This is a genomic window from Streptomyces sp. NPDC104309, from assembly GCF_055584025.1.
Genome location: NZ_JBVJMV010000032.1, coordinates 21,432 through 39,506, shown reverse-complemented (window position 1 = coordinate 39,506; position 18,075 = coordinate 21,432). Strand labels below are relative to the sequence as shown.

18 protein-coding genes are annotated in these 18,075 nt (G+C 70.3%); 8 read left to right on the top strand and 10 right to left on the bottom strand.

The window, feature by feature from the left end; translation table 11 throughout:
* Window positions 1–35: 35 nt before the first annotated feature.
* Window positions 36–275, bottom strand: coding sequence for a DUF6011 domain-containing protein (locus tag ACZ68L_RS33540; protein ID WP_469584726.1), 240 nt, complete (start codon window positions 273–275; stop codon window positions 36–38).
* Window positions 276–404: 129 nt separating this feature from the next.
* Here ACZ68L_RS33540 and ACZ68L_RS33535 point away from each other — a divergent pair, with 129 nt between their 5' ends.
* Complete coding sequence (locus tag ACZ68L_RS33535) at window positions 405–662, top strand: hypothetical protein (RefSeq protein WP_469584723.1); 258 nt, start codon at window positions 405–407, stop codon at window positions 660–662.
* 34 nt (window positions 663–696) lie between these two features.
* On the opposite strand, the gene ACZ68L_RS33530 is transcribed toward ACZ68L_RS33535, so the two are convergent.
* Entirely contained in the window at window positions 697–993 is a 297-nt protein-coding gene (locus ACZ68L_RS33530; protein WP_469584721.1) for an SHOCT domain-containing protein, read from the bottom strand.
* An 87-nt stretch (window positions 994–1,080) separates the two neighbouring features.
* Complete coding sequence (locus ACZ68L_RS33525; RefSeq protein ID WP_469584807.1) at window positions 1,081–1,458, bottom strand: DUF6325 family protein; 378 nt, start codon at window positions 1,456–1,458, stop codon at window positions 1,081–1,083.
* A 599-nt stretch (window positions 1,459–2,057) separates the two neighbouring features.
* Between ACZ68L_RS33525 and ACZ68L_RS33520 the strand changes: the two genes are divergently transcribed.
* Window positions 2,058–3,827 (top strand): cation:proton antiporter, encoded by a 1,770-nt coding sequence (locus ACZ68L_RS33520; RefSeq protein ID WP_469584718.1) that lies wholly within the window; start codon window positions 2,058–2,060, stop codon window positions 3,825–3,827.
* A gap of 28 nt (window positions 3,828–3,855) precedes the next feature.
* Here the strand turns inward: ACZ68L_RS33520 and ACZ68L_RS33515 are convergent, their stop codons facing one another.
* Window positions 3,856–5,685: a glycoside hydrolase family 15 protein gene (locus ACZ68L_RS33515; RefSeq protein WP_469584714.1), complete on the bottom strand. Its 1,830-nt coding sequence runs from the start codon at window positions 5,683–5,685 to the stop codon at window positions 3,856–3,858.
* A 292-nt stretch (window positions 5,686–5,977) separates the two neighbouring features.
* Complete coding sequence (locus tag ACZ68L_RS33510; RefSeq protein WP_469584710.1) at window positions 5,978–6,412, bottom strand: DUF7144 family membrane protein; 435 nt, start codon at window positions 6,410–6,412, stop codon at window positions 5,978–5,980.
* A gap of 160 nt (window positions 6,413–6,572) precedes the next feature.
* Here ACZ68L_RS33510 and ACZ68L_RS33505 point away from each other — a divergent pair, with 160 nt between their 5' ends.
* Both ACZ68L_RS33505 and ACZ68L_RS33500 read left to right on the top strand, forming a co-directional pair.
* Window positions 6,573–7,154, top strand: a complete 582-nt coding sequence (locus ACZ68L_RS33505) for a helix-turn-helix domain-containing protein (RefSeq protein WP_469584705.1) — start codon at window positions 6,573–6,575, stop codon at window positions 7,152–7,154.
* A gap of 49 nt (window positions 7,155–7,203) precedes the next feature.
* Window positions 7,204–7,770, top strand: coding sequence for a GNAT family N-acetyltransferase (locus ACZ68L_RS33500; RefSeq protein ID WP_469584701.1), 567 nt, complete (start codon window positions 7,204–7,206; stop codon window positions 7,768–7,770).
* Here the strand turns inward: ACZ68L_RS33500 and ACZ68L_RS33495 are convergent.
* The 3 genes from ACZ68L_RS33495 to ACZ68L_RS33485 form a co-directional block, all read right to left on the bottom strand.
* Window positions 7,740–8,987 carry a metal-dependent hydrolase family protein gene (locus ACZ68L_RS33495; RefSeq protein WP_469584698.1) on the bottom strand — a complete coding sequence of 416 codons (1,248 nt, stop codon included), beginning with the start codon at window positions 8,985–8,987 and terminating at the stop codon, window positions 7,740–7,742. The genes ACZ68L_RS33500 and ACZ68L_RS33495 overlap by 31 nt on opposite strands.
* A 52-nt stretch (window positions 8,988–9,039) precedes the next feature.
* Window positions 9,040–10,473, bottom strand: a complete 1,434-nt coding sequence (locus ACZ68L_RS33490; protein WP_469584695.1) for an MFS transporter — start codon at window positions 10,471–10,473, stop codon at window positions 9,040–9,042.
* 144 nt (window positions 10,474–10,617) lie between these two features.
* Window positions 10,618–12,180 (bottom strand): amidase, encoded by a 1,563-nt coding sequence (locus ACZ68L_RS33485; RefSeq protein WP_469584692.1) that lies wholly within the window; start codon window positions 12,178–12,180, stop codon window positions 10,618–10,620.
* A 152-nt stretch (window positions 12,181–12,332) separates the two neighbouring features.
* Between ACZ68L_RS33485 and ACZ68L_RS33480 the strand changes: the two genes are divergently transcribed.
* Complete coding sequence (locus tag ACZ68L_RS33480) at window positions 12,333–13,337, top strand: Lrp/AsnC family transcriptional regulator (RefSeq protein ID WP_469584686.1); 1,005 nt, start codon at window positions 12,333–12,335, stop codon at window positions 13,335–13,337.
* 37 nt (window positions 13,338–13,374) lie between these two features.
* The gene (locus tag ACZ68L_RS33475) at window positions 13,375–13,863 is read left to right on the top strand and encodes a glutathione peroxidase (RefSeq protein ID WP_469584683.1); all 489 of its coding nucleotides are present in this window, start codon (window positions 13,375–13,377) and stop codon (window positions 13,861–13,863) included.
* Between the two features lie 215 nt (window positions 13,864–14,078).
* Here ACZ68L_RS33475 and ACZ68L_RS33470 read toward each other — a convergent pair whose 3' ends face one another.
* Window positions 14,079–15,305, bottom strand: coding sequence for an acyl-CoA dehydrogenase family protein (locus tag ACZ68L_RS33470; protein ID WP_361454731.1), 1,227 nt, complete (start codon window positions 15,303–15,305; stop codon window positions 14,079–14,081).
* A 175-nt stretch (window positions 15,306–15,480) separates the two neighbouring features.
* On the opposite strand from ACZ68L_RS33470, the gene ACZ68L_RS33465 reads away from it, so the two are divergent.
* Window positions 15,481–16,131, top strand: coding sequence for a TetR/AcrR family transcriptional regulator (locus tag ACZ68L_RS33465; protein WP_469584681.1), 651 nt, complete (start codon window positions 15,481–15,483; stop codon window positions 16,129–16,131).
* A gap of 12 nt (window positions 16,132–16,143) precedes the next feature.
* On the opposite strand, the gene def is transcribed toward ACZ68L_RS33465, so the two are convergent.
* Window positions 16,144–16,689, bottom strand: coding sequence for a peptide deformylase (def, locus tag ACZ68L_RS33460; protein WP_469584678.1), 546 nt, complete (start codon window positions 16,687–16,689; stop codon window positions 16,144–16,146).
* Between the two features lie 114 nt (window positions 16,690–16,803).
* Here def and ACZ68L_RS33455 point away from each other — a divergent pair, with 114 nt between their 5' ends.
* Window positions 16,804–18,042 (top strand): Mur ligase family protein, encoded by a 1,239-nt coding sequence (locus ACZ68L_RS33455; protein WP_351084807.1) that lies wholly within the window; start codon window positions 16,804–16,806, stop codon window positions 18,040–18,042.
* Window positions 18,043–18,075: the final 33 nt, after the last annotated feature.

Genomic DNA, 18,075 nt, shown 5'->3' with positions numbered 1-18,075 from the left:
CTGATCCGAGCGAAAGACCCTGGCCGAGCAGGGGCTCAGATTCCGGGGAGCGGGTCCTGCTCGACCTCGTGGCGGCGGGTGCGGATGTCCGGCGCCGCCGGGTGCAGTTTGGCGTCGCAGGCGGGGCCGAGGCCGGTGCGGCGTGAATCCGTGCCGGTGAGCGGGCGGCCGCACATGCGGCAGCGCACCACCCGTCGGCGGGTGGTGCGGTCGGCCGGGCCGTCGTCGGGCAGGGAGACGATCCCGGATACGGGGAGGGGTTCGGCGGAGTCCACGGATCGATCTTCGCAGGACGCCCGGCTGCTCTGCGACTTCCGATCTGCGACTTCCGAACAGCACACGACGGAGGAGTTCACGGGTGAGCAGCGTGCGTCGGCCTCAAGGGACGGATCTTCCGGCGGTACGTGTGGTGGCCGCTGTTCCCCGTCCAGGTGGCCATCGGCGTGGGCGGTGTCCTGAGCGGCGGCGGCGACATGGCACGCGGGCCGCGGCACATCATCGGGCGGGCCGGCCAGGAGATCCCGCTGGAGTTCTGGTCGGACGACGACGAGATCCACGTCCACGCGCCGTGGGTCGACCGGCGGCTCGCCGCCACGCTGACGGCGCTGATCCGCACCTTCGACAGGTGGATGGGCACTCCGTGGGACAACAAGCGGAAGTGAGCCGGACGCGGCCCCGGTCCTGCGGCCCATCCGGTCAGAGGGCGAGGACTCTGGCCTTCTGGGCCTCGAACTCGCTGTCGCTCAGCACTCCTTGGCTCTTGAGGTCACCCAGCACCTGGAGCTGAGCGATCTTGTTGCTCATCTCGTCCTCCGGCGCGAGAGACGTGGGCGCGGGAGACGGAGGCGCTGCGGGGGCGGACTGGGCCTGCGCCCGCACGGCATCCTGTTGCGCCCAGCGGCCCGCCTGTCGCCGGGAGACCCGGTTGGAGACCGAGGTGGCGGTTCCGGCGATCACCGCTGTACGGGCGACACCGCGAAGAAGGCCTGGCATGGTGCATCTCCTTTGACTGGCTCCACGGGAACGGTCGGCCCGGCCGAGCCGCGCGGGGACGGTCGGTCCGACGGGACCGGGAGCGGCTCAGGCCCTGGCCTCGGCCGCGTCGAGCGAGGCCAGGAGCTCATGGATCGGGATACGGCCGTCGGCGACCACTCGGCCTCCGGAGCGGCGCAGGGCGGCCGCGAACGGTCCCGCCCACACGTTCTCGTAGATGAGGATTCCGGCCGCACTGCCGGGTTCGAGAATCGCGCTCGCCTCGTCGATGTCCTCCTGGCCGAGCAGGCCCGAGGACACCCCTTCGAACACGGTGAGTTCGTCGCCGCCGTCTCCGGTCAGTTCGGCGAGCTCCACTCCGTCGACCGTGCCGTCCTGGTTCTTCCTGACGAAGGTCAGATCCAGGATGCGGATGATGCCCCGGTCGACCAGGTCGACCAGCAGAGGCAGTCCTTCTCCCGTCATCCGCCTGCCCGCCGGGAACTCGACCACCAGGTAGTCGATCGGTCCCGTCTCGTCGCTCTCGCCGCTCACGCCAGCTCCTCAGCATCTCGACTGCCCCGGTCCGCCGGAGACCACGGCCTCCGCCATTGCAGCAGCGGGTGGGCCGGAACGCATCTCGGGCATGGACGCGGCTGTGCGCGGGCCCGGTTACGCCATTGGACGGACAGCGGGTCACCCCCATGGCCCAGTGGTGCGAGCCCCGACCCTTCTGTCCCCCGCCGCCGCGGATGGTTGTCGCGCGCGGACGGTCTGCCGGGCGGGCCCGGATTCCTGCGGGGTTCCGGCGTCGCCGCGCGCCGATGAGGGGAGACGGAGATGGGGCTGGAACGGTGGCGCGAGGCGCTGGTCGTGAAACCCACCGGTCGGCGCCCGCGCGCCCCGGAGGCGGCCGAGGAGTCCGACGGCCGGGGCCTCCTCCTCATGCTGACACGGCCCCCGGCCCGGGAACGCGTCCCGCCGGTCCCGCACCGCCGGGTGGGTGAAGGACGACGGCGTCGCGGGAACCGTGCGCGGGCGTATCCATCGACCTGTCGGGGCGCGGCGGCTCGGGAGGCCCGGACATGACGGCCGATCGCGTGCTGGTGGGCGTGGGCCTCATCGTGGTGCTCGCGGTCGGCTCGCAACTGCTGGCGAGCCGGCTGCGCGTCCCCGCGCTGCTGATCCTGCTGCCGGTCGGCTTCACCGCCGGGGCGCTGACGGGCGACGTCAATCCCGAGAAACTGCTGGGTGTCGCCTTCTCCCCGCTGGTCTCCCTGGCGGTGGCGGTGATCCTCTACGACGCCGGACTCGGCCTGGACGTCAAGAGGCTCCGGGGCTGTACGCGCCGCATCGTGGTCCGGCTGCTCTGGTTCGGGGCGCTTCTGACCTGGGTGTCCGCCGCGCTGTTCGCCGTACCGGTGCTGACCATGTCCAAGGGCGCGGCCGTGATGCTGGGAGCGATCCTGGTCGTGTCCGGGCCGACGGTCGTCGGTCCGCTGCTCAACTTCGTACGGCCCACCGAACGGCTGCAACGCATCCTCATGTGGGAGGGCGCCCTCATCGACCCCGTCGGCGGCATCCTGGGGGCGCTCGTCTTCCACGGTGTCGTCGCGGGTGAGCGCCGGGGCTTCGGGAGCCAGCTGGCACAGTTCTCGGCCGGCGCCGCGGTGGGCGCGGTGGGCGGTGCGGCCGGCGCGTGTCTGCTGTGGCTGCTGCTTCGTCATGTACGGCTGAGCGAGGAGTTGGCGGCCTCGGTACAGTTCGCCGCCGTGATCGGTGTCGCGGGCGTCTGTGACGCGCTCCGTGACGACACGGGGCTCATCTCCGCGGTGGTGATGGGGATGGCCGTGGCGAACCTGCCCGGTCTGGACATTCCGGCGCGCCGACCGTTCTTCGACACCCTGGTCTCGCTGATCATCGGACTGCTGTTCATCTCCATCTCGGCCACGGTCACTCCTGCCTCGCTGCGGCATGTGGTGCTGCCGGCGCTCGCCCTGGTCGCCTTCCTGATTCTGGTGATCAGACCGCTCGTGGCACTCGTGTCGACCGCCGGCACCGATGTCCGCGACGGGGAACGGTGGTTCGTCGGGTGGATGGCTCCGCGTGGCATCGTCGCGGCGGCGACCGCCTCCACGTTCTCGGCCACTCTGGTGGCGCAGGGCGTCGACGGCGCCGAAAGGATCCTGCCCGCCACGTTCGTCGTGATCGTGGCCACCGTCATGGTGTACGGCCTCACGGCGTTTCCCTTCGCCCGGCGGCTCGGAGTGCTGCGCCCGGCGCGGTCCCGGCCGCTGCTGGTCGGCGGGGCGCCCTGGGCGGTCGACCTGGGGCGTGCGCTGAGTTCGGCCGGACTGGACGTGCTGATGTGGGCGGGTGCCGACGGCCAGCGGGCGCGGATCGAAGCGGCCGGGCTCTCCTTGGCACCGGGTGAGCTGCTGGCGGCGGCCACCGGGGCCGGGGCGGAGCTGGAGGGAATCACCGGCGTTCTGCTGCTCACCGAGGAGGACGACTTCAACGCGCTCGCCGCCATGACGCTGCGGGAGAGCGTCGAAGGCCCCGTCCACCGTCTCGGGCCGCCCACCGGCGGCCAGGGCGTGGTGGCGCCGTACACCGGAGGCGAAGCGCTCTTCGGTACGGGACTGACGGGGCCGGAGCTGGCCCGTCGGTACGAGGCCGGGGCCCGGGTGGTGACCCATCGGGTCGACGGGGACCTTCCGGCCGGGCACGACGTGCTGTTCGTCGTCCGCCCGGACGGACGGCTCGCACCGGTCACGCACACCCGCACCCCGACCGCGCGGCCGGGCGACACGGCCGTCCTGCTGAGTCCCCCGCCCCGACGGCTGTCGGCCTGATCCGCCCGCGGGACGGTCGTCGCAGCCGTCAGTGGCGCTCCCGGTCACGTGCCCGGTCCAGTGCCTCGTCGAGGGTGCGGGCGGCCATGATGAGCGAGAGATGGGTGAACGCCTGGGGGAAATTGCCCAGTTGCTCGCCACTGGGGCCGATCTCCTCCGCGAAGAGGCCGACATGGTTGGCGTACGTGAGCATCTTCTCGAAGGTGTAGCGCGCCTTGCGCAGCCGGCCGGCGCGGGCCAGGGCATCGACGTACAGGAAGGTGCAGAAACTGAACGTGCCCTCGGAGCCCCGCAGTCCGTCCGGGGAGGCGGCGGGGTCGTAACGGTGGACAAGGCTGTCGGACACCAGGGTACGGTCCATGGCGTCGAGCGTGGCCAGCCAGCCGTGATCCTTGGGGGCGAGGAACCCCACCCTGGGCATCAGCAGCAGTGAGGCGTCGAGCACCCCACCGCCGTAGTGCTGGACGAACGCCTGCTCCGATTCGCTCCATCCGCGCTCCATCACCTGTTCGAGAATCGTGTCCCTGACCCCGGTCCACCGGGCAGTGGCGGCCGGTCTGCTGAACTCGGCCGCCAGGCGCAGGCCGCGGTCAAAGGCGGCCCAGCACATCACCCGGCTGTAGGTGAAGTCCTGGCGCCCCCCGCGGGTCTCCCAGATGCCCTCGTCGGGCCGGTCCCAGACGTCCACGAGCCAGTCCAGCGTCCGGGCCACGGCCTTCCAGCCCCGGTATCCCGCCTGGACACCCACCTCGTGCGCTTCGGACAGGGCGTAGAGGACCTCGCCATAGATGTCGAGCTGCAACTGATCGGCGGCGGCGTTGCCGAGCCGTACCGGGTACGAGCCGCGGTAGCCCTCGAAGTGCTCCAGGGTCTCCTCCCTCAGCAGGGGCTCCCCGTCGACGCGGTACATGATCCGCAGGGCTTCGGCCCCGGGTTCCCCGCCGTCCCGGAGCCGGTCGCCGAGCCAGTGCGTGAAGGCGGTCGCCTCGTCGACGAACCCCAGGTCGAGCAGGGCCCGGACAGACAGCGAGCCGTCCCTGACCCAGGTGTAGCGGTAGTCCCAGTTGCGTTCGCCGCCGACCTGTTCGGGCAGGCCCATCGTCGCCGCGGCGACGGGCGCGCCGGAGGGTGCGTAGGTGAGGAGCTTGAGGGTGATGGCGGAGCGGTTGACCATGTCGGACCAGCGGCCCCGGTAGTGCGAGACGCCCACCCAGCGCTGCCAGAAGTCGACGGTCTCCCAAAGCTGTTCGATGGTTCCGTCGACGGTCGGCACCGGTGGCGCGGGCCCGTCCGCGGCACAGACGGTGAAGACCGCCACCGCCGACTCCCCGACGTTCAGCACCACTTCGCCCAGGGCATCCTGTCCGTCGCGTGCCACGGGGAAGCTGGTCAACAGGTGCGCGGCGATCCCCGGCGCCCGGAACACGGCTCCCCCGGGGCGCAGTTCGAGCGCGTGGGAAGCGCGACCGTAGTCGAACCGGGGCCGGCATTCCATCGTGAAGCGAACGGTCCCACGCACCGTGCGCACGGCCCGCACCAGGGTGTGCCGTTCGGTAGGGATCCCGGAGCGTTCCGATGGCATCCAGTCGAGCACCTCACCGACCCCGTCCGGCGACATGAAGCGGGTGACCAGGACCGCGGTGTCCGGGTAATAGAGCTGTCGACAGGAGTTCCCGGGGGCGGCGGAAGACAGCCGGAAGCGGCCGCCGCGGTCGTGGTCGAGCAGTGCGGCGAAGATGCTGGGGGAATCGAACCTCGGGGCGGTGAACCAGTCGACCACGCCCTGCGAGGAAACCAGTGCGGCGGTCTGCAGATCGCCCACCAGCCCGTGTTCGGCGATAGGGGGGTATCGGTCCATGAGCGTCCCATCCCAGGCGGACCCCTGTGCACTCCACTATCCGCCCGGCGGGCTGTGATCGCCCGGCCCGCCCCCGCCGACGTGGTGCAGGGGCGCCCTGTGCCACGGGCCTGGGCACGGCCGTGCTCAGACGCCGGACCGCGAGCGGTCCGGCGCGGGGCCGGTTCCGGCACGACCGGATGCTGCCCGGCCCGGGAATGCCTCCGGGAAGGACTGAGGCATCCGCCGGCACCCGGCGCGCGGTCGGTTGCCGGCGCGCGAAAGGACCAAGGACGACAGGCCGAGCGCGGCCTCAGACCGCCTTCTGCTCCTGCGGGCTCGCGCACAGCGCCCAGAGGATGAAGACATTGATCGCGATGAGCACGATCGACCACAACGGGTAGAAGGGCAGCCATACGAAGTTGGCGAGTGCGCCCAGGCCCGCCAGCACGATGCCCACGACGCGTGCCCACGGGGCTCCGGTGAACAGCGCACAACCGGCGAGGAGGATGACGATGCCCAGAATGAGGTGGATCCAGCCCCAGCCGGTGAGGCTGAACCGGAAGACATAGTTGTGCGTGGCGAGGAACACGTTGTCCCTGCCGATGGCGGCGATGCCTTCGAAGATCGCCATCGCCCCACCGAAGATCATCAGGATTCCGGCGAAAGCGGTCCAGCCGTACCGGAAGGGATGCGGACTCGGGATGGTGTCACGCGCCACACTCGGCCCGCTGCTGGTACTGGCCATACTCGGCCTCCTCGGTTAGCAGAGCGATCCGGCGGACCCGAGTGGGCCCGCCCGAGCCTCCCCGCACCAGCGTGGCACGTCCGCACCGAGTCAGCAGAACGACCACGTCCGGCCGCCTCCCCCCGACAGTGATTCTCCCATCAGAGATATCCTCTCCAACATGAGAGAATTTGGTGGGGCGGAGCCCGGCTCCGTCGACGCCCGGCTCGCCGCGCGGCTGGGCGAACTGCGTACCCAACGCGGCTGGTCGCTGGACGAGCTGTCCCGGCACAGCGGGGTGAGCCGCTCCACGCTGTCCCGGCTGGAGCGCGGCGAGTTGAGCCCGACCGCCGCTCTGCTGGGCACGTTGTGCACGGTCTACGAGCGGACCATGTCCCGGCTGCTGATGGAAGTGGAGGCAGAACCACCGCAGCTCGTTCCCGCCGCGCGGCAACCGGTGTGGCGGGACGACGCGTCGGGCTTCGTGCGCCGCTCGGTCTCGCCACCGCACACCGGCCTGCGCGCGGAGATCATCGAGGGCACCCTCGACGCGGGGGCCGCCATCGCATACGAGAACGCACCCGTGTCCGGGGCGGAGCAGCATGTCTGGGCGCTGGAGGGGACGGTCGAGATCACCGTCGACGGCATCATGCACACCGTGCGCAGCGGTGACTGTCTGCGCTTCCGACTGCGCGGCCCTTCGCACTTCCACTGCCCGGGACCGGAGCAGGTCCGCTACGCACTGGTGATCGTCCTGCCATGAGAACCGTAAGAACCGTGACTGCTGTGAACACCGAGAGAGGACCCGCCTCGTGATCGAGATCGCCCCGGCCTCCGGACCCGAACTGGTCACCTACGCCGACGAGTTGGCTGCCCTGCTGGTGGAGACCGTGAACGGCGGATCGTCGGTGGGCTTCCTCGCTCCGCTGGAGCGTGACACGGCCGCCGCCTGGTGGCGAAAGAGGGCCGGGGCCGTCGACGCCGGACACTTCCAGGTCTGGATCGCCCGGGACGCGGAACGGGTGACCGGGACCATCGGCCTGGTCCGGGCTCCGCTGCCGAACGCCCGTCACCGCGCCGAGGTGGCCAAGCTGATGGTCCGCCCGTCGGCGCGCGGCCAGGGGCTGGGCCGGTCACTGCTCGCCGCCGTCGAACGGTCGGCCGCGGAGTCGGGGATCACGCTGCTGGTACTGGACACCGAGAGCGGCAGCCCCGCCGAACGGCTCTACCGTTCGGCGGGCTGGACGGAGTGCGGATCGATTCCGGACTACGCCGCCGATCCGGCGGGGGCCCTGAAGCCGACGACCCTCTACTACAAGGCGGTCGGCTTCGTACAGGAGTCGTCGGATCAGGCAGCGAGCCCGTCCACGTCCTTGTAGGCAACACCGTCCTTCATCACCAGCAGGATGTTCTCCGGCCTGCCGAGGGCGTGGATGTCGGTGAGCGGGTTCCCCCGGGCGACGACGACATCGGCGCGCTTCCCGGGTTCGAGCGTGCCGATCTCGTGGGCGAGGCCCAGGAGTTCGGCGGCCTCGCTCGTACCCGCGCGCAGGGCGCCCATCGGAGTCATGCCGCAGTCGACGAGGTGACCCAGCTCCCGCAGGTTGGTTCCGTGCGCCGCTATGCCGCAGTCGGTGCCCATCGCGACGCGCACGCCACGCTCGATGGCGTGCGGGATGTGCCGGCGGGCGACCTCCTGCCAGTGCTTCTTCTTCGCGTACGCCCAGGGCGCCGCCTTCTTGGGGTCCGGGTCGGTGTTGGCCGTGGTGAGGGTCGGCACGAGGAAGGTACCGCGCTCCAGCATCAGGTCGATGGCCTCGTCATCTATCTCGTAGCCGTGCTCGACGCTGGCGACGCCGCCCCGCACCGCGTTGAGGATGCCGCCGCGGCCCTGGGCGTGGGCGGCGACCTTCTTGCCACGGTGCCCGGCGGCGATCTCGGTGATCGTGCGGATCTCGTCCTCCAGAAAACCGTCGTCGTCGGGCTGGTCGGTGGGGCTCCACACACCACCGGTCGCCGCGACCTTGATGCAGTCGGCGCCCTGGCGCAGCACGCCGCGCACGGCCTTGCGGCATTCGGCGGGCCCGTCGGCGAGGCGGCTCATCCCGGGGTCGTTCTCCCCGTTGTCCGTGGCCATCCGGAAGTCCCCGTGGCCACCGGTCGGGCTCAGCATCGCGACCGCGACCAGCAGGCGCGGCCCGACCAGCAGTCCGGACTCGACGGCCCTCTTGTGCCCCGCGTCGGCGCCGCCGAGATCGCGGGCGGTGGTGACGCCGGCCTCCAACGTCTGCTTCATCCTGGGTGCGGCGAGAAACGTACGCAACGAGCCGGGCATCGCCGCGATTTCGGCGTGATTGAGGGCGCCGCCGGGGGCCGACATATGGACATGGCAGTCGATGAAGCCGGGCAGGATCGCATCGCCACGGACATCGATGTGCCGGGTGTCTTCGGAGAGTTCGGGGCGGTCCGGGGTACGGCCCACCCAGCGGACCAGCCCGTCCTGGATGAGTACCGCACCGTCGCGGACCGGCTCACCCCCTGTGCCGTCGATGAGCAGACCGTTGTGCAGGAATACGGGGGTGGTGGGGGCGGGCATGGCTCGTTTCCTTCCCTGATGATGGTGCGATGGTGACAGGACGGTGGGTTGATCAGCGGTTTTCAGCGGTGCGGGGGCGGGCCACGACGGCTGCCGCGACGGCGATCAGGGCCGAGACCCCGGCGCAGCACCACCACACGGTGGTATAGGCATCGACCGTGGGGATCTCGGTGCCCTTGAACGTGATGGCGGTAAGGATCGCCGCGAACACAGCACCTGCAACGGAACCCCCCACCGTCTTGGCGGTGTTGTAGATGCCGGTGGCGATGGCCGTGCGCTCGTGGGGGCTGGATTCGACGATCAGGACGGGCATGGCGCTGAGGGCCAGACCGATTCCCGAGCCGACGACGGCGTTGACGACGACGAACTGCCAGGGCTCGTCATGGGCGACGATCAGGAACACATAGCCGATCACCATCAGTGCGCCGCTGAGCGCGAGAGCACCACGTCCGCCGATGAGCTTGAAGAGCCGGGACGCAACGAGTGACGCCAGGAACGCCATCGCTCCGGAGGGCAGCATCAGCCAGGCGATGCCGAGGGCGTCGTAGCCGAACCCGTAACCGAGCTTGTCCGGCGGCGAGGAGAGGAAGACCACCGAGGCGGTCTGAGCACCGAACAGGGCGGTGCCGAGCAGGAAGCTCGCCGCGTACACCGGAAGCAGGGTGCGCCGCACGGTGAGGCGGATGTCGACGATCGGCTCGGGGACCCGGAGCTCGACGACGACCCAGGAGACGAGCGTGATGACGGCAACCACGAGCAGTGTGAGCGTGTAGGTGTCGGTCCAGCCCCACTTGGGGCCCTGGGATATTCCTAGCAGCAGAGTGGCGAGTCCGACGCTGAGCAGTCCGGCACCGGTCCAGTCGACCTTGCCCCGCGCACGGGCCATCGACTCGGGCACCAGGAAGAAGACGACTCCCGCGCAGAGGACGGTGGCGGTGGCCGGTATCCACAGCACGCCGTGCGCGGAGGGGATGACCTCACGGAGCAGTCCCGAGATGACCGTTCCGGCACTTGCGCCGAAGGTGAGCGCGCCGACAAGCAGGGCGATGGCAGCGCGGGCTCCCGCAGCGTCGAGACGGTCACGGACCAGACCGATCTCCAGTGGAAGGAGGGCCGCGAGCGGGCCCTGCAGGACCCGGCCGAGGAGCAGCAGCCCGAACGAGGGCGACCAGGCGACCAGAACGGAACCGGCGACGAGACAGAGGACGGCGATACGGAGCAGTCGCCGATGGCCGTACATGTCGCCGAGACGGCCGAAGAGCGGGACGGAGACGGCGGCGGCGAGGAGTTGTGCGGCATTGACCCAATTGAGGTCACCTACACCGACGTTCAGCAAGGAGCCGAGCTCCGGCAGGAGGCTCGGCATCATCCCTTGAATGATGCCGCTGGTCAGCTCGACGAAGACCAGGAAACCGACGACTGCGGCGACGCGGGCGCCGCCGAGGCCCGGCGCGCCTACGCCCGTGGTGGGCTGGATACGCGACATGGGTTCTCCACTTGGGCACGGCCGCGCGCACGGGCGCGGCGGGTGGGTCAGGAGGGCTTTCGGGGTGTCACCAGGTGTGTCGGGGCGCGCGTGGCAGGGTGTTCGCGCGTCCGGAGGCAGGTTCGACTGCGACCGGAGACGGAGTCAGGCGGCCGGCTGTTCTCCGGCCTTGAGGAGTGCGTGGGCCACGGCCTGCACGGCGGCCAGATCAGCTGGCCCGGGGGTGATGCCGACGGCTGCCAGCGTGTCCGCGACATGGCTGCTTCGGCTGTCCACGGTGGGAGTCGCGGACGGCATGGGGGGATCTTCAATCGCCCCCGCGCTGTCCGGGTCCCGCAGCGGCGTGGGCCGGTGCCGGGGATCGGGCGCGGCCCGGCGCAGATGCCAGGTGGTTGCTCTCTGGAAGGCTTCGCCCACACCGAGCAGGGTGTTCTCCGCGTGGGGGCGGCCGACCAGTTGGAGGGAGAGCGGTAGTCCGGCGGGGTCGGCGCCCATGGGCAGCGCGAGGGCCGGGAAGCCGGTGGGGTTCCAGACGGCGGTGAGGTTCAGTTCGTCGCCGGGCGCCGCTTCCCGCGCGTACGGGCGGGCGGGTGCGGGCCAGGTCGGGGTGGCGATCAGGTCCACTCCGGCAGGGCCGTCCATTCGCTCCAGCAGGCGTGCGGTGAGACGTTCGCGGCTGTACTGGGTACGGAGATAGAGGTGTGCGGGCAGTACGGCTCCTGCGGCGGTGAGCCGGCGAAAGCCGCGGCCGTGGCCGTCCCAGTCGGCGGCGAGCCGCCGGCCGTGCACGGCAAAGGCCTCGGCCAGCATCGTGACGGCGTTCACGGCGAGCAGTGAACCGAACTCGGGAAATTCGAACTCCCGTATTTCCGCACCGAGTTCACTCAGCTGTCGCAGGGAGGCACGGAAGGCGGTACGGCACTCCTCGGTGATTCCAGGACCGTCGGTGAGCGCGTACGGGACACCTATACGCAGCCCGCGTACTTCCTCCGGCGCGGCGGGCCGTTGCGGGTGTCCGGTCAGCGCAGCGAGGAGGAGTGCGCAGTCGCGGGCGCTCACGGCCATCGGCCCGAGGACGTCCTGCGAGGGGCTGAGCGGTACGCAGCCTTTGGCCGGCAGCAGTCCGTAGGTGGTCTTCAGACCGGTGGTGCCACAGAGCGCGGCGGGCAGCCGGACGCTGCCGGATGTGTCGGTGCCGAGGGCCCCGAGGAAGAGTCCGGCGGCGATGCCCGCGCCGTTCCCGGTACTCGATCCGCCGGTCCAGCGTTCGGGGTCCCAGGGATTGCGCGGCACAGGGAAGGAGTGCGCCGGGTCGGGGCGGCCCATGGCGTATTCGGCCATGGTGGTCTTCCCCAGGACTACGGCCCCGGCCGTCCGCAGCCGGGCGACGGCCGGTGCGTCGAGGCCGCGCCACCAGTCGGGATCGTGGACCGGGCTCTGTGCGGTGACCGGACCTTCGACGGTGGCGAGGTTGTCCTTCACGGCGAGCGGCAGTCCGTGCAGCGGGCCGCGTTCAGCGGCGGACCGGGCATCGGCTGCCCGCGCGGCGGCACGCGCCTGTTCCGGGAAGCGGGTCACATACACACCGAGCAGCGGGTCGAGTTCCGCTGCGTCGGCGAGCGCGGCGTCGACCAGCTCCCGACTGCCGATGGTGCCCGCACGCAGGGCCGAGGCCGCCTCGGCAAGAGTGGCGAAAGGCTGCTGCACGTCGCATCTCCGGAGTCAAGAAAGTGGCTGGATTTGTTGGGGTACGGCGATGCTAGTCTCCGATCAAAAGGTGGCATGGAATTGCTTTTTCCTGTCATGAATCAACATCCAATGCAGATTTTTCCCACAGCGACTTGAGAAGCGGACGCCTGATGACCGAAATCTTGTCCCCCCTCAGTGAGCTCGATCTGGCCCTGGTCAACGCCCTCCAGATCAGTCCGCGAGCGCCTTGGTCGGAGCTGGCGAAGGCTCTGGATGTCGATGCCGCGACTGTGGCCAGGCGCTGGGAGCGGCTGCGCGCGGCCGGACACGCCTGGGTGACGGCCTATCCGTACAGGGACGCGGGCGGCGGCGCACTGATCGAGATCGACTGCGCACCCGGGCAGGCCGGAGCGGTGGCTGACACCCTGTCCACGGATCCGCACGCGGTGACGGTGGAGCATGCGGCGGGCGGCCGCGATCTGCTGATCACGGCGATGGCCACCACTTTCGGCGCGCTCTCGCGCTACATCGTGGACCGGCTCGGCTCGATCTCCGGCATCACGGCGACCAGGGCACATCTGATCACCCGTAGCTACACCGAGGGCAGCGTCTGGCGGCTGATGAGTCTGAGCCGCTCGCAGCAGGAGGCACTGGCCGTTTCCCGCCGGGCGGCGGCGGGCGGCCCGCAACAACTGCCTGCGCACGCCGAGCTGGTCACGGCGATCGGCGAGAACGGGCGCATGTCGCTCAGTGAACTCGCCGAGGTGCTGGACATCTCGGTGAACACCGCGAGCCGCCGACTGAACCGGCTGCTGGAATCGGGCCGGCTGGTGCTGCGCTGCGACCTGGCCCGCTCGCTGTCCGGTTCACCGGTCGCCGTCACCTTCTTCGGCACCGTGGCGGCCGAGCATCTCGACTCCACCGCACGGGAGTTGGCGAAGCTGCCGGAGATCCGGCAGTGCCTGGCGCTGGCCGGCCCGCGGAACCTGATCGCGACGGTATGGGTCTCCTCCCTCGTCGACGCCCAGGCTCTGGAGGTGCGTCTCGCCGCAACCCTCCCCCATCTGCGGATCGCCGACCGGGTGGTCGCCCTGCGCGCCGTGAAGCTGATGGGCCGACTGTTGGATCCGGACGGCCGGGCAGTCGGATTCGTGCCGATCAACCTGTGGGCGTGACAATGGTCATGGAAGCCACTCTTACAAGGAGAGCCTCATGACGCTGTACGACATCCCCCTGCGCACGCTCACCGGCGAGCCCACCTCTCTGGCCGACTACCGCGGCAAGGCGGTTCTGTTGGTGAACGTCGCGTCGAAGTGCGGACTCACCCCGCAGTACGCGGGCCTGGAACAACTCCAGAACGCGTACGCGGACCGCGGCTTCACCGTTCTCGGCGTGCCCTGCAACCAGTTCGCGGGTCAGGAGCCGGGGACCCCGGAGGAGATCCGGACGTTCTGCTCGACGACGTACGGTGTCAGCTTCCCGCTGCTGGAGAAGACCGACGTCAACGGGGAGGGGCGCCACCCGTTGTACACCGAGCTGACCGGCCTCGCGGACGCGGACGGCGAGGCCGGTGACGTCCAGTGGAACTTCGAGAAGTTCCTCATCTCGCCGGCGGGTGAGCCGGTCGCGCGACTGCGCCCGCGCACGGAGCCGGAGGACCCGGAGCTCATCGCCGCCATCGAGTCGCAGCTGCCCTCCTGACCAATTCGCCGCGTCGGCCGCCGGACCTCGGCCCGGTGCTCCATCGCCGGAACGGGCCGACGTCCCGCCCCTTGGGCGATCGGGCGCGCGCACCGACCCCGCGGGCCGGTGCGCCCGGGGTCTTTCGTTCGGATCAGCTCGACAGGTTCCGAACGAGAGGCCCTGGAGTCTTTCGTCCGGGTCCTGCCGGACTCGCCCGATCCGGACGAAAAACCCTAGCGAATCGGCATGCCCGAGAGGGTGCGGGCGATGACCAGGCGCTGAATCTCGCTCGTGCCCTCGAAGATCGTGTAGATCGCCGCGTCGCGGTGCATCCGCTCCACCGGGTACTCACGGGTGAAGCCGTTGCCGCCGAGGATCTGGACGGCCTGTGCGGTGACCTTCTTCGCCGTCTCGCTCGCGTACAGCTTGGACATGGAGCCCTCGGCCGAGGTGAACGGCTTGCCGGTGGTGGCCATCCAGGAAGCACGCCAGACCAGCAGCCGGGCCGCGTCGATCCGGGTGCGCATGTCGGCGAGCTGGAAGGCGACGCCCTGGTTGTCGATGATCGGCCGGCCGAACTGGGTGCGGGTCTTCGCATAGTCCAGCGCGACCTCGTACGCCGCACGGGCGGTGCCGACCGCCATGGCGCCGACCGCGGGGCGCGAGGCCTCGAAGGTGGCCATCGCCGCGTTCTTCACCCGCTCGCCACCGGACGCGGCACGCTCACGGGCCCGCGCCAGGCGCTGGTCGAGCTTCTCCTTGCCGCCGAGCAGGCAGTGACCGGGAACCCGGACGTCCTCCAGGACCACCTCGGCGGTGTGCGAGGCGCGGATGCCGTGCTTCTTGAACTTCTGCCCCTGGGAGAGACCGGGGGTGTTCGGCGGCACGATGAACGAGGCGTGCCCCTTGGAGCCGAGCTCCGGGTCGACCACGGCGACGACGACATGAACGTTGGCGATGCCGCCATTGGTCGCCCAGGTCTTTGTGCCGTTCAGCACCCATTCGTCCTTCGCCTGGTCGTACACCGCACGGGTGCGCATCGAGGCGACGTCGGAGCCCGCGTCCGGCTCGGAGGAACAGAAGGCCGCGACCTTGACGTCGTCCGCGTCGCCGTACATCTGCGGGATCCAGGTGCCGATCTGCTCCTCGGTGCCGTTGGCGAGGACGCCCACGGCCGCCAGGCCCGTACCGACGATCGACAGGGCGATGCCCGCGTCGCCCCAGAAGAGCTCCTCCATCGCCATCGGGATGCCGAGACCCGTCGGGTCGAAGAACTGCTGGGCGTAGAAGTCGAGGGAGTAGATGCCGACCTTGGCCGCCTCCTGAATGACGGGCCAGGGGGTCTCCTCACGCTCGTCCCACTCCGAGGCCGCCGGACGGATCACATCCGCGGCGAAGCCGTGAAGCCAGTCACGGACCTGCTTCTGGTCGTCGTTGAGTTCGAGCGTGAACTCGGCCATGTTCCCCTCCACGTACTGCCCTGAAAGAACCACTCGTTACTTGCGGTAACCGCAGTCTGTTACCGACAAGTAGCCCATGTCAACCGCCCAGGTAACGATCCGCACACCGCAGGGCAGGGTGTTACGTTGCGCAGGCAGGACGCAATTGCACGGCCAGGGGCGGGGAGAGGGCGACATGGAGACCACACGACAGGCCGAGCGGCAGCGGACAGCGGCCGAGAGCCGCCGCCGCGAGCTGCTGGAGGCCGCCGACCGCGTGGTGCTCAGGGACGGCCCGGGGGCCTCGATGAACGCCATCGCGGCGGAGGCCGGAATCACCAAGCCCATCCTCTACCGGCACTTCGGCGACAAGGGCGGCCTCTACCGCGCTCTGGCCAAGCGCCACACCGACGCCCTCCTGATCGCCCTGCGGGCCGCGCTCGACGCACCCGCCGAGCGCCGCAGACGCGTGGAGTCCACGCTCGACACCTATCTCGCGGCGATCGAGGCCCGACCCCAGGTCTACCGCTTCCTCATGCACCCGTCCGACGACTCGGCCCCCTCGACCGAGCAGGGCTTCGATGTCGGCCGGCACTCCGCGCCGCTGCTGCGGCGGCTCGGCGAGGAGCTCGCCATGGTGATCGCCGAGCGGGTGGACCTGGGCCCCGACAGCGAGGCGATGGCCCGTATCTGGGGCCATGGCATCGTCGGCATGATGCATGCCGCGGGTGACTGGTGGCTGGGTGAACGCCCCTGTTCACGCGAGCAGTTGGTGCGCAGCCTGGCGGATCTGCTGTGGGGCAGGCTGGCCGCCGCGGGCGACCGGCCCGGCGGTCCCGGGTTCTGAGACGGCGTGCGGTCAGCGGCCGGGAGCCCAGGGCGCCCGGCGGGCCGTGCGCAGAGCTCTCGCCCGGCGCAGCCCGGTCAGCCGGTCCGTGTAGACCGTGCCTTCGAGGTGGTCGCACTCGTGCTGCAGGCATCGGGCGAAGAACCCGGTTCCGGTGACCCGCACCGGCTCGCCCGCCACGTTCACGCCCTCGACGACGGCGCGGTCGAAGCGCGGGGTACCGGCCTCGATGCCGGGCAGCGACAGACAGCCCTCCGGGCCGCGCACGGTGATGCCGTCCGCCTCGACCAGCTTCGGGTTGACGAGATGTCCGAGGTGCCGGACGTCGTCGTCGTCCGGACAGTCGTAGACGAACACCCGCAGCGGAACGCCGACCTGATTCGCCGCGAGCCCGACCCCCTGGGCCGCGTACATGGTGGCGTACATGTCCTCGACGAGGCGGGCGAGCGAGGGACCGAAGTCCGTGACGGGTTCGCAGGCACCGTGCAGCACCGGATCACCGAGCAGACTCATGGCACGAATCAGTCCGGAACTGCCGGGGATCGGGCGGTTTCGCATGGCGGCAATCGTACGTTCCACGCGACCTCCACCTTCCCGGCGGTGCCGCCGTGCGGTTGCCGCGCCGGACATCGATAGGCTGGGCGTGGACCGATGCAAGGAGGATCTAGGACGATGGCAGGCAACACGGAGCCGTTGTCGCCACGGGCCAAGCTGGCCGTGACGGCGGGTAAGGCCGCGGCGGCGGTGTCACGAGCCGCGGGGCGCGGCAGCGGATCGGTGATCGGCGGCCGGGTGGCACTCAAGCTCGACCCCGACCTGCTGGGGCGGCTGGCGCAGCACCTGGACGTGATCCTCGTGTCGGCGACGAACGGCAAGACGACGACGACGCGGCTGATCGCCGAGGCGCTGCGGGCCGCGGGCCCGGTCGTGTCGAACGCCCTCGGCGCGAACATGCCGGCGGGCATCACCTCGGCACTGGCGGGCGGCTCGGACGCGAAGTACGGCGTCATAGAGGTCGACGAGAAGTATCTCGCCGGGGTCGCACGCGACACGACGCCCAAGGTGATCGCACTGCTCAATCTCTCCCGCGACCAGCTGGACCGCGCCGCGGAGACCCGGATGCTCGCGGAGAAATGGCGTGAGGGGCTGTCCGGCTCGAAGGCCGTGATCGTCGCGAACGCCGACGATCCGCTGATCGTCTGGGCGGCGTCCTCCTCCCCCAATGTGGTGTGGGTTGCGGCCGGCCAGGCGTGGAAGGACGACGCCTGGTCCTGCCCGTCCTGCGGCGGGGTGATGCAGCGCCCCGGCGACGACTGGTTCTGCGGCGAGTGCGGATTCCGCCGCCCCGCCCCCAGCTGGGTGCTGCACGGCGACTACGTGCTGGACCCGCACGGCTCGGCGTGGCCGATCCATCTCCAGCTGCCCGGCCGCGCCAACAAGGCCAACGCCACCAGCTCCGCCGCTGTGGCCGCCGTCTTCGGCGTGCCGCCGCAGGTGGCGCTGGAGCGCATGTATCAGGTGCAGGCCGTCGCGGGCCGCTACGACGTGGTCGGATTCCTCGGCCGTGAGCTGCGGCTGCTGCTGGCGAAGAACCCGGCGGGCTGGCTGGAAACGTTCTCCCTGATCGACCCGCCGCCCACCCCGGTGATCCTCTCCGTCAACGCCCGTGGCGCCGACGGAACGGACACGTCCTGGCTGTGGGACGTGGACTACACCCAGCTGGCCGGCCACCCGATCTTCGTGCTCGGTGACCGCAAGCTGGATCTCGCGGTCCGTCTTGAGGTGGCCGGTCTCGACTTCCGGGTCTGCGAGAACCTCGACGAGGCCGTTCAGCAGGCGCCGCCCGGCCGTATCGAGGTCATCGCCAACTACACCGCCTTCCAGGATCTGCGCCGTCGTGTCGGCAACTGAACCCGGCCCCGGCCACCTCCGGAGAGGACGAAG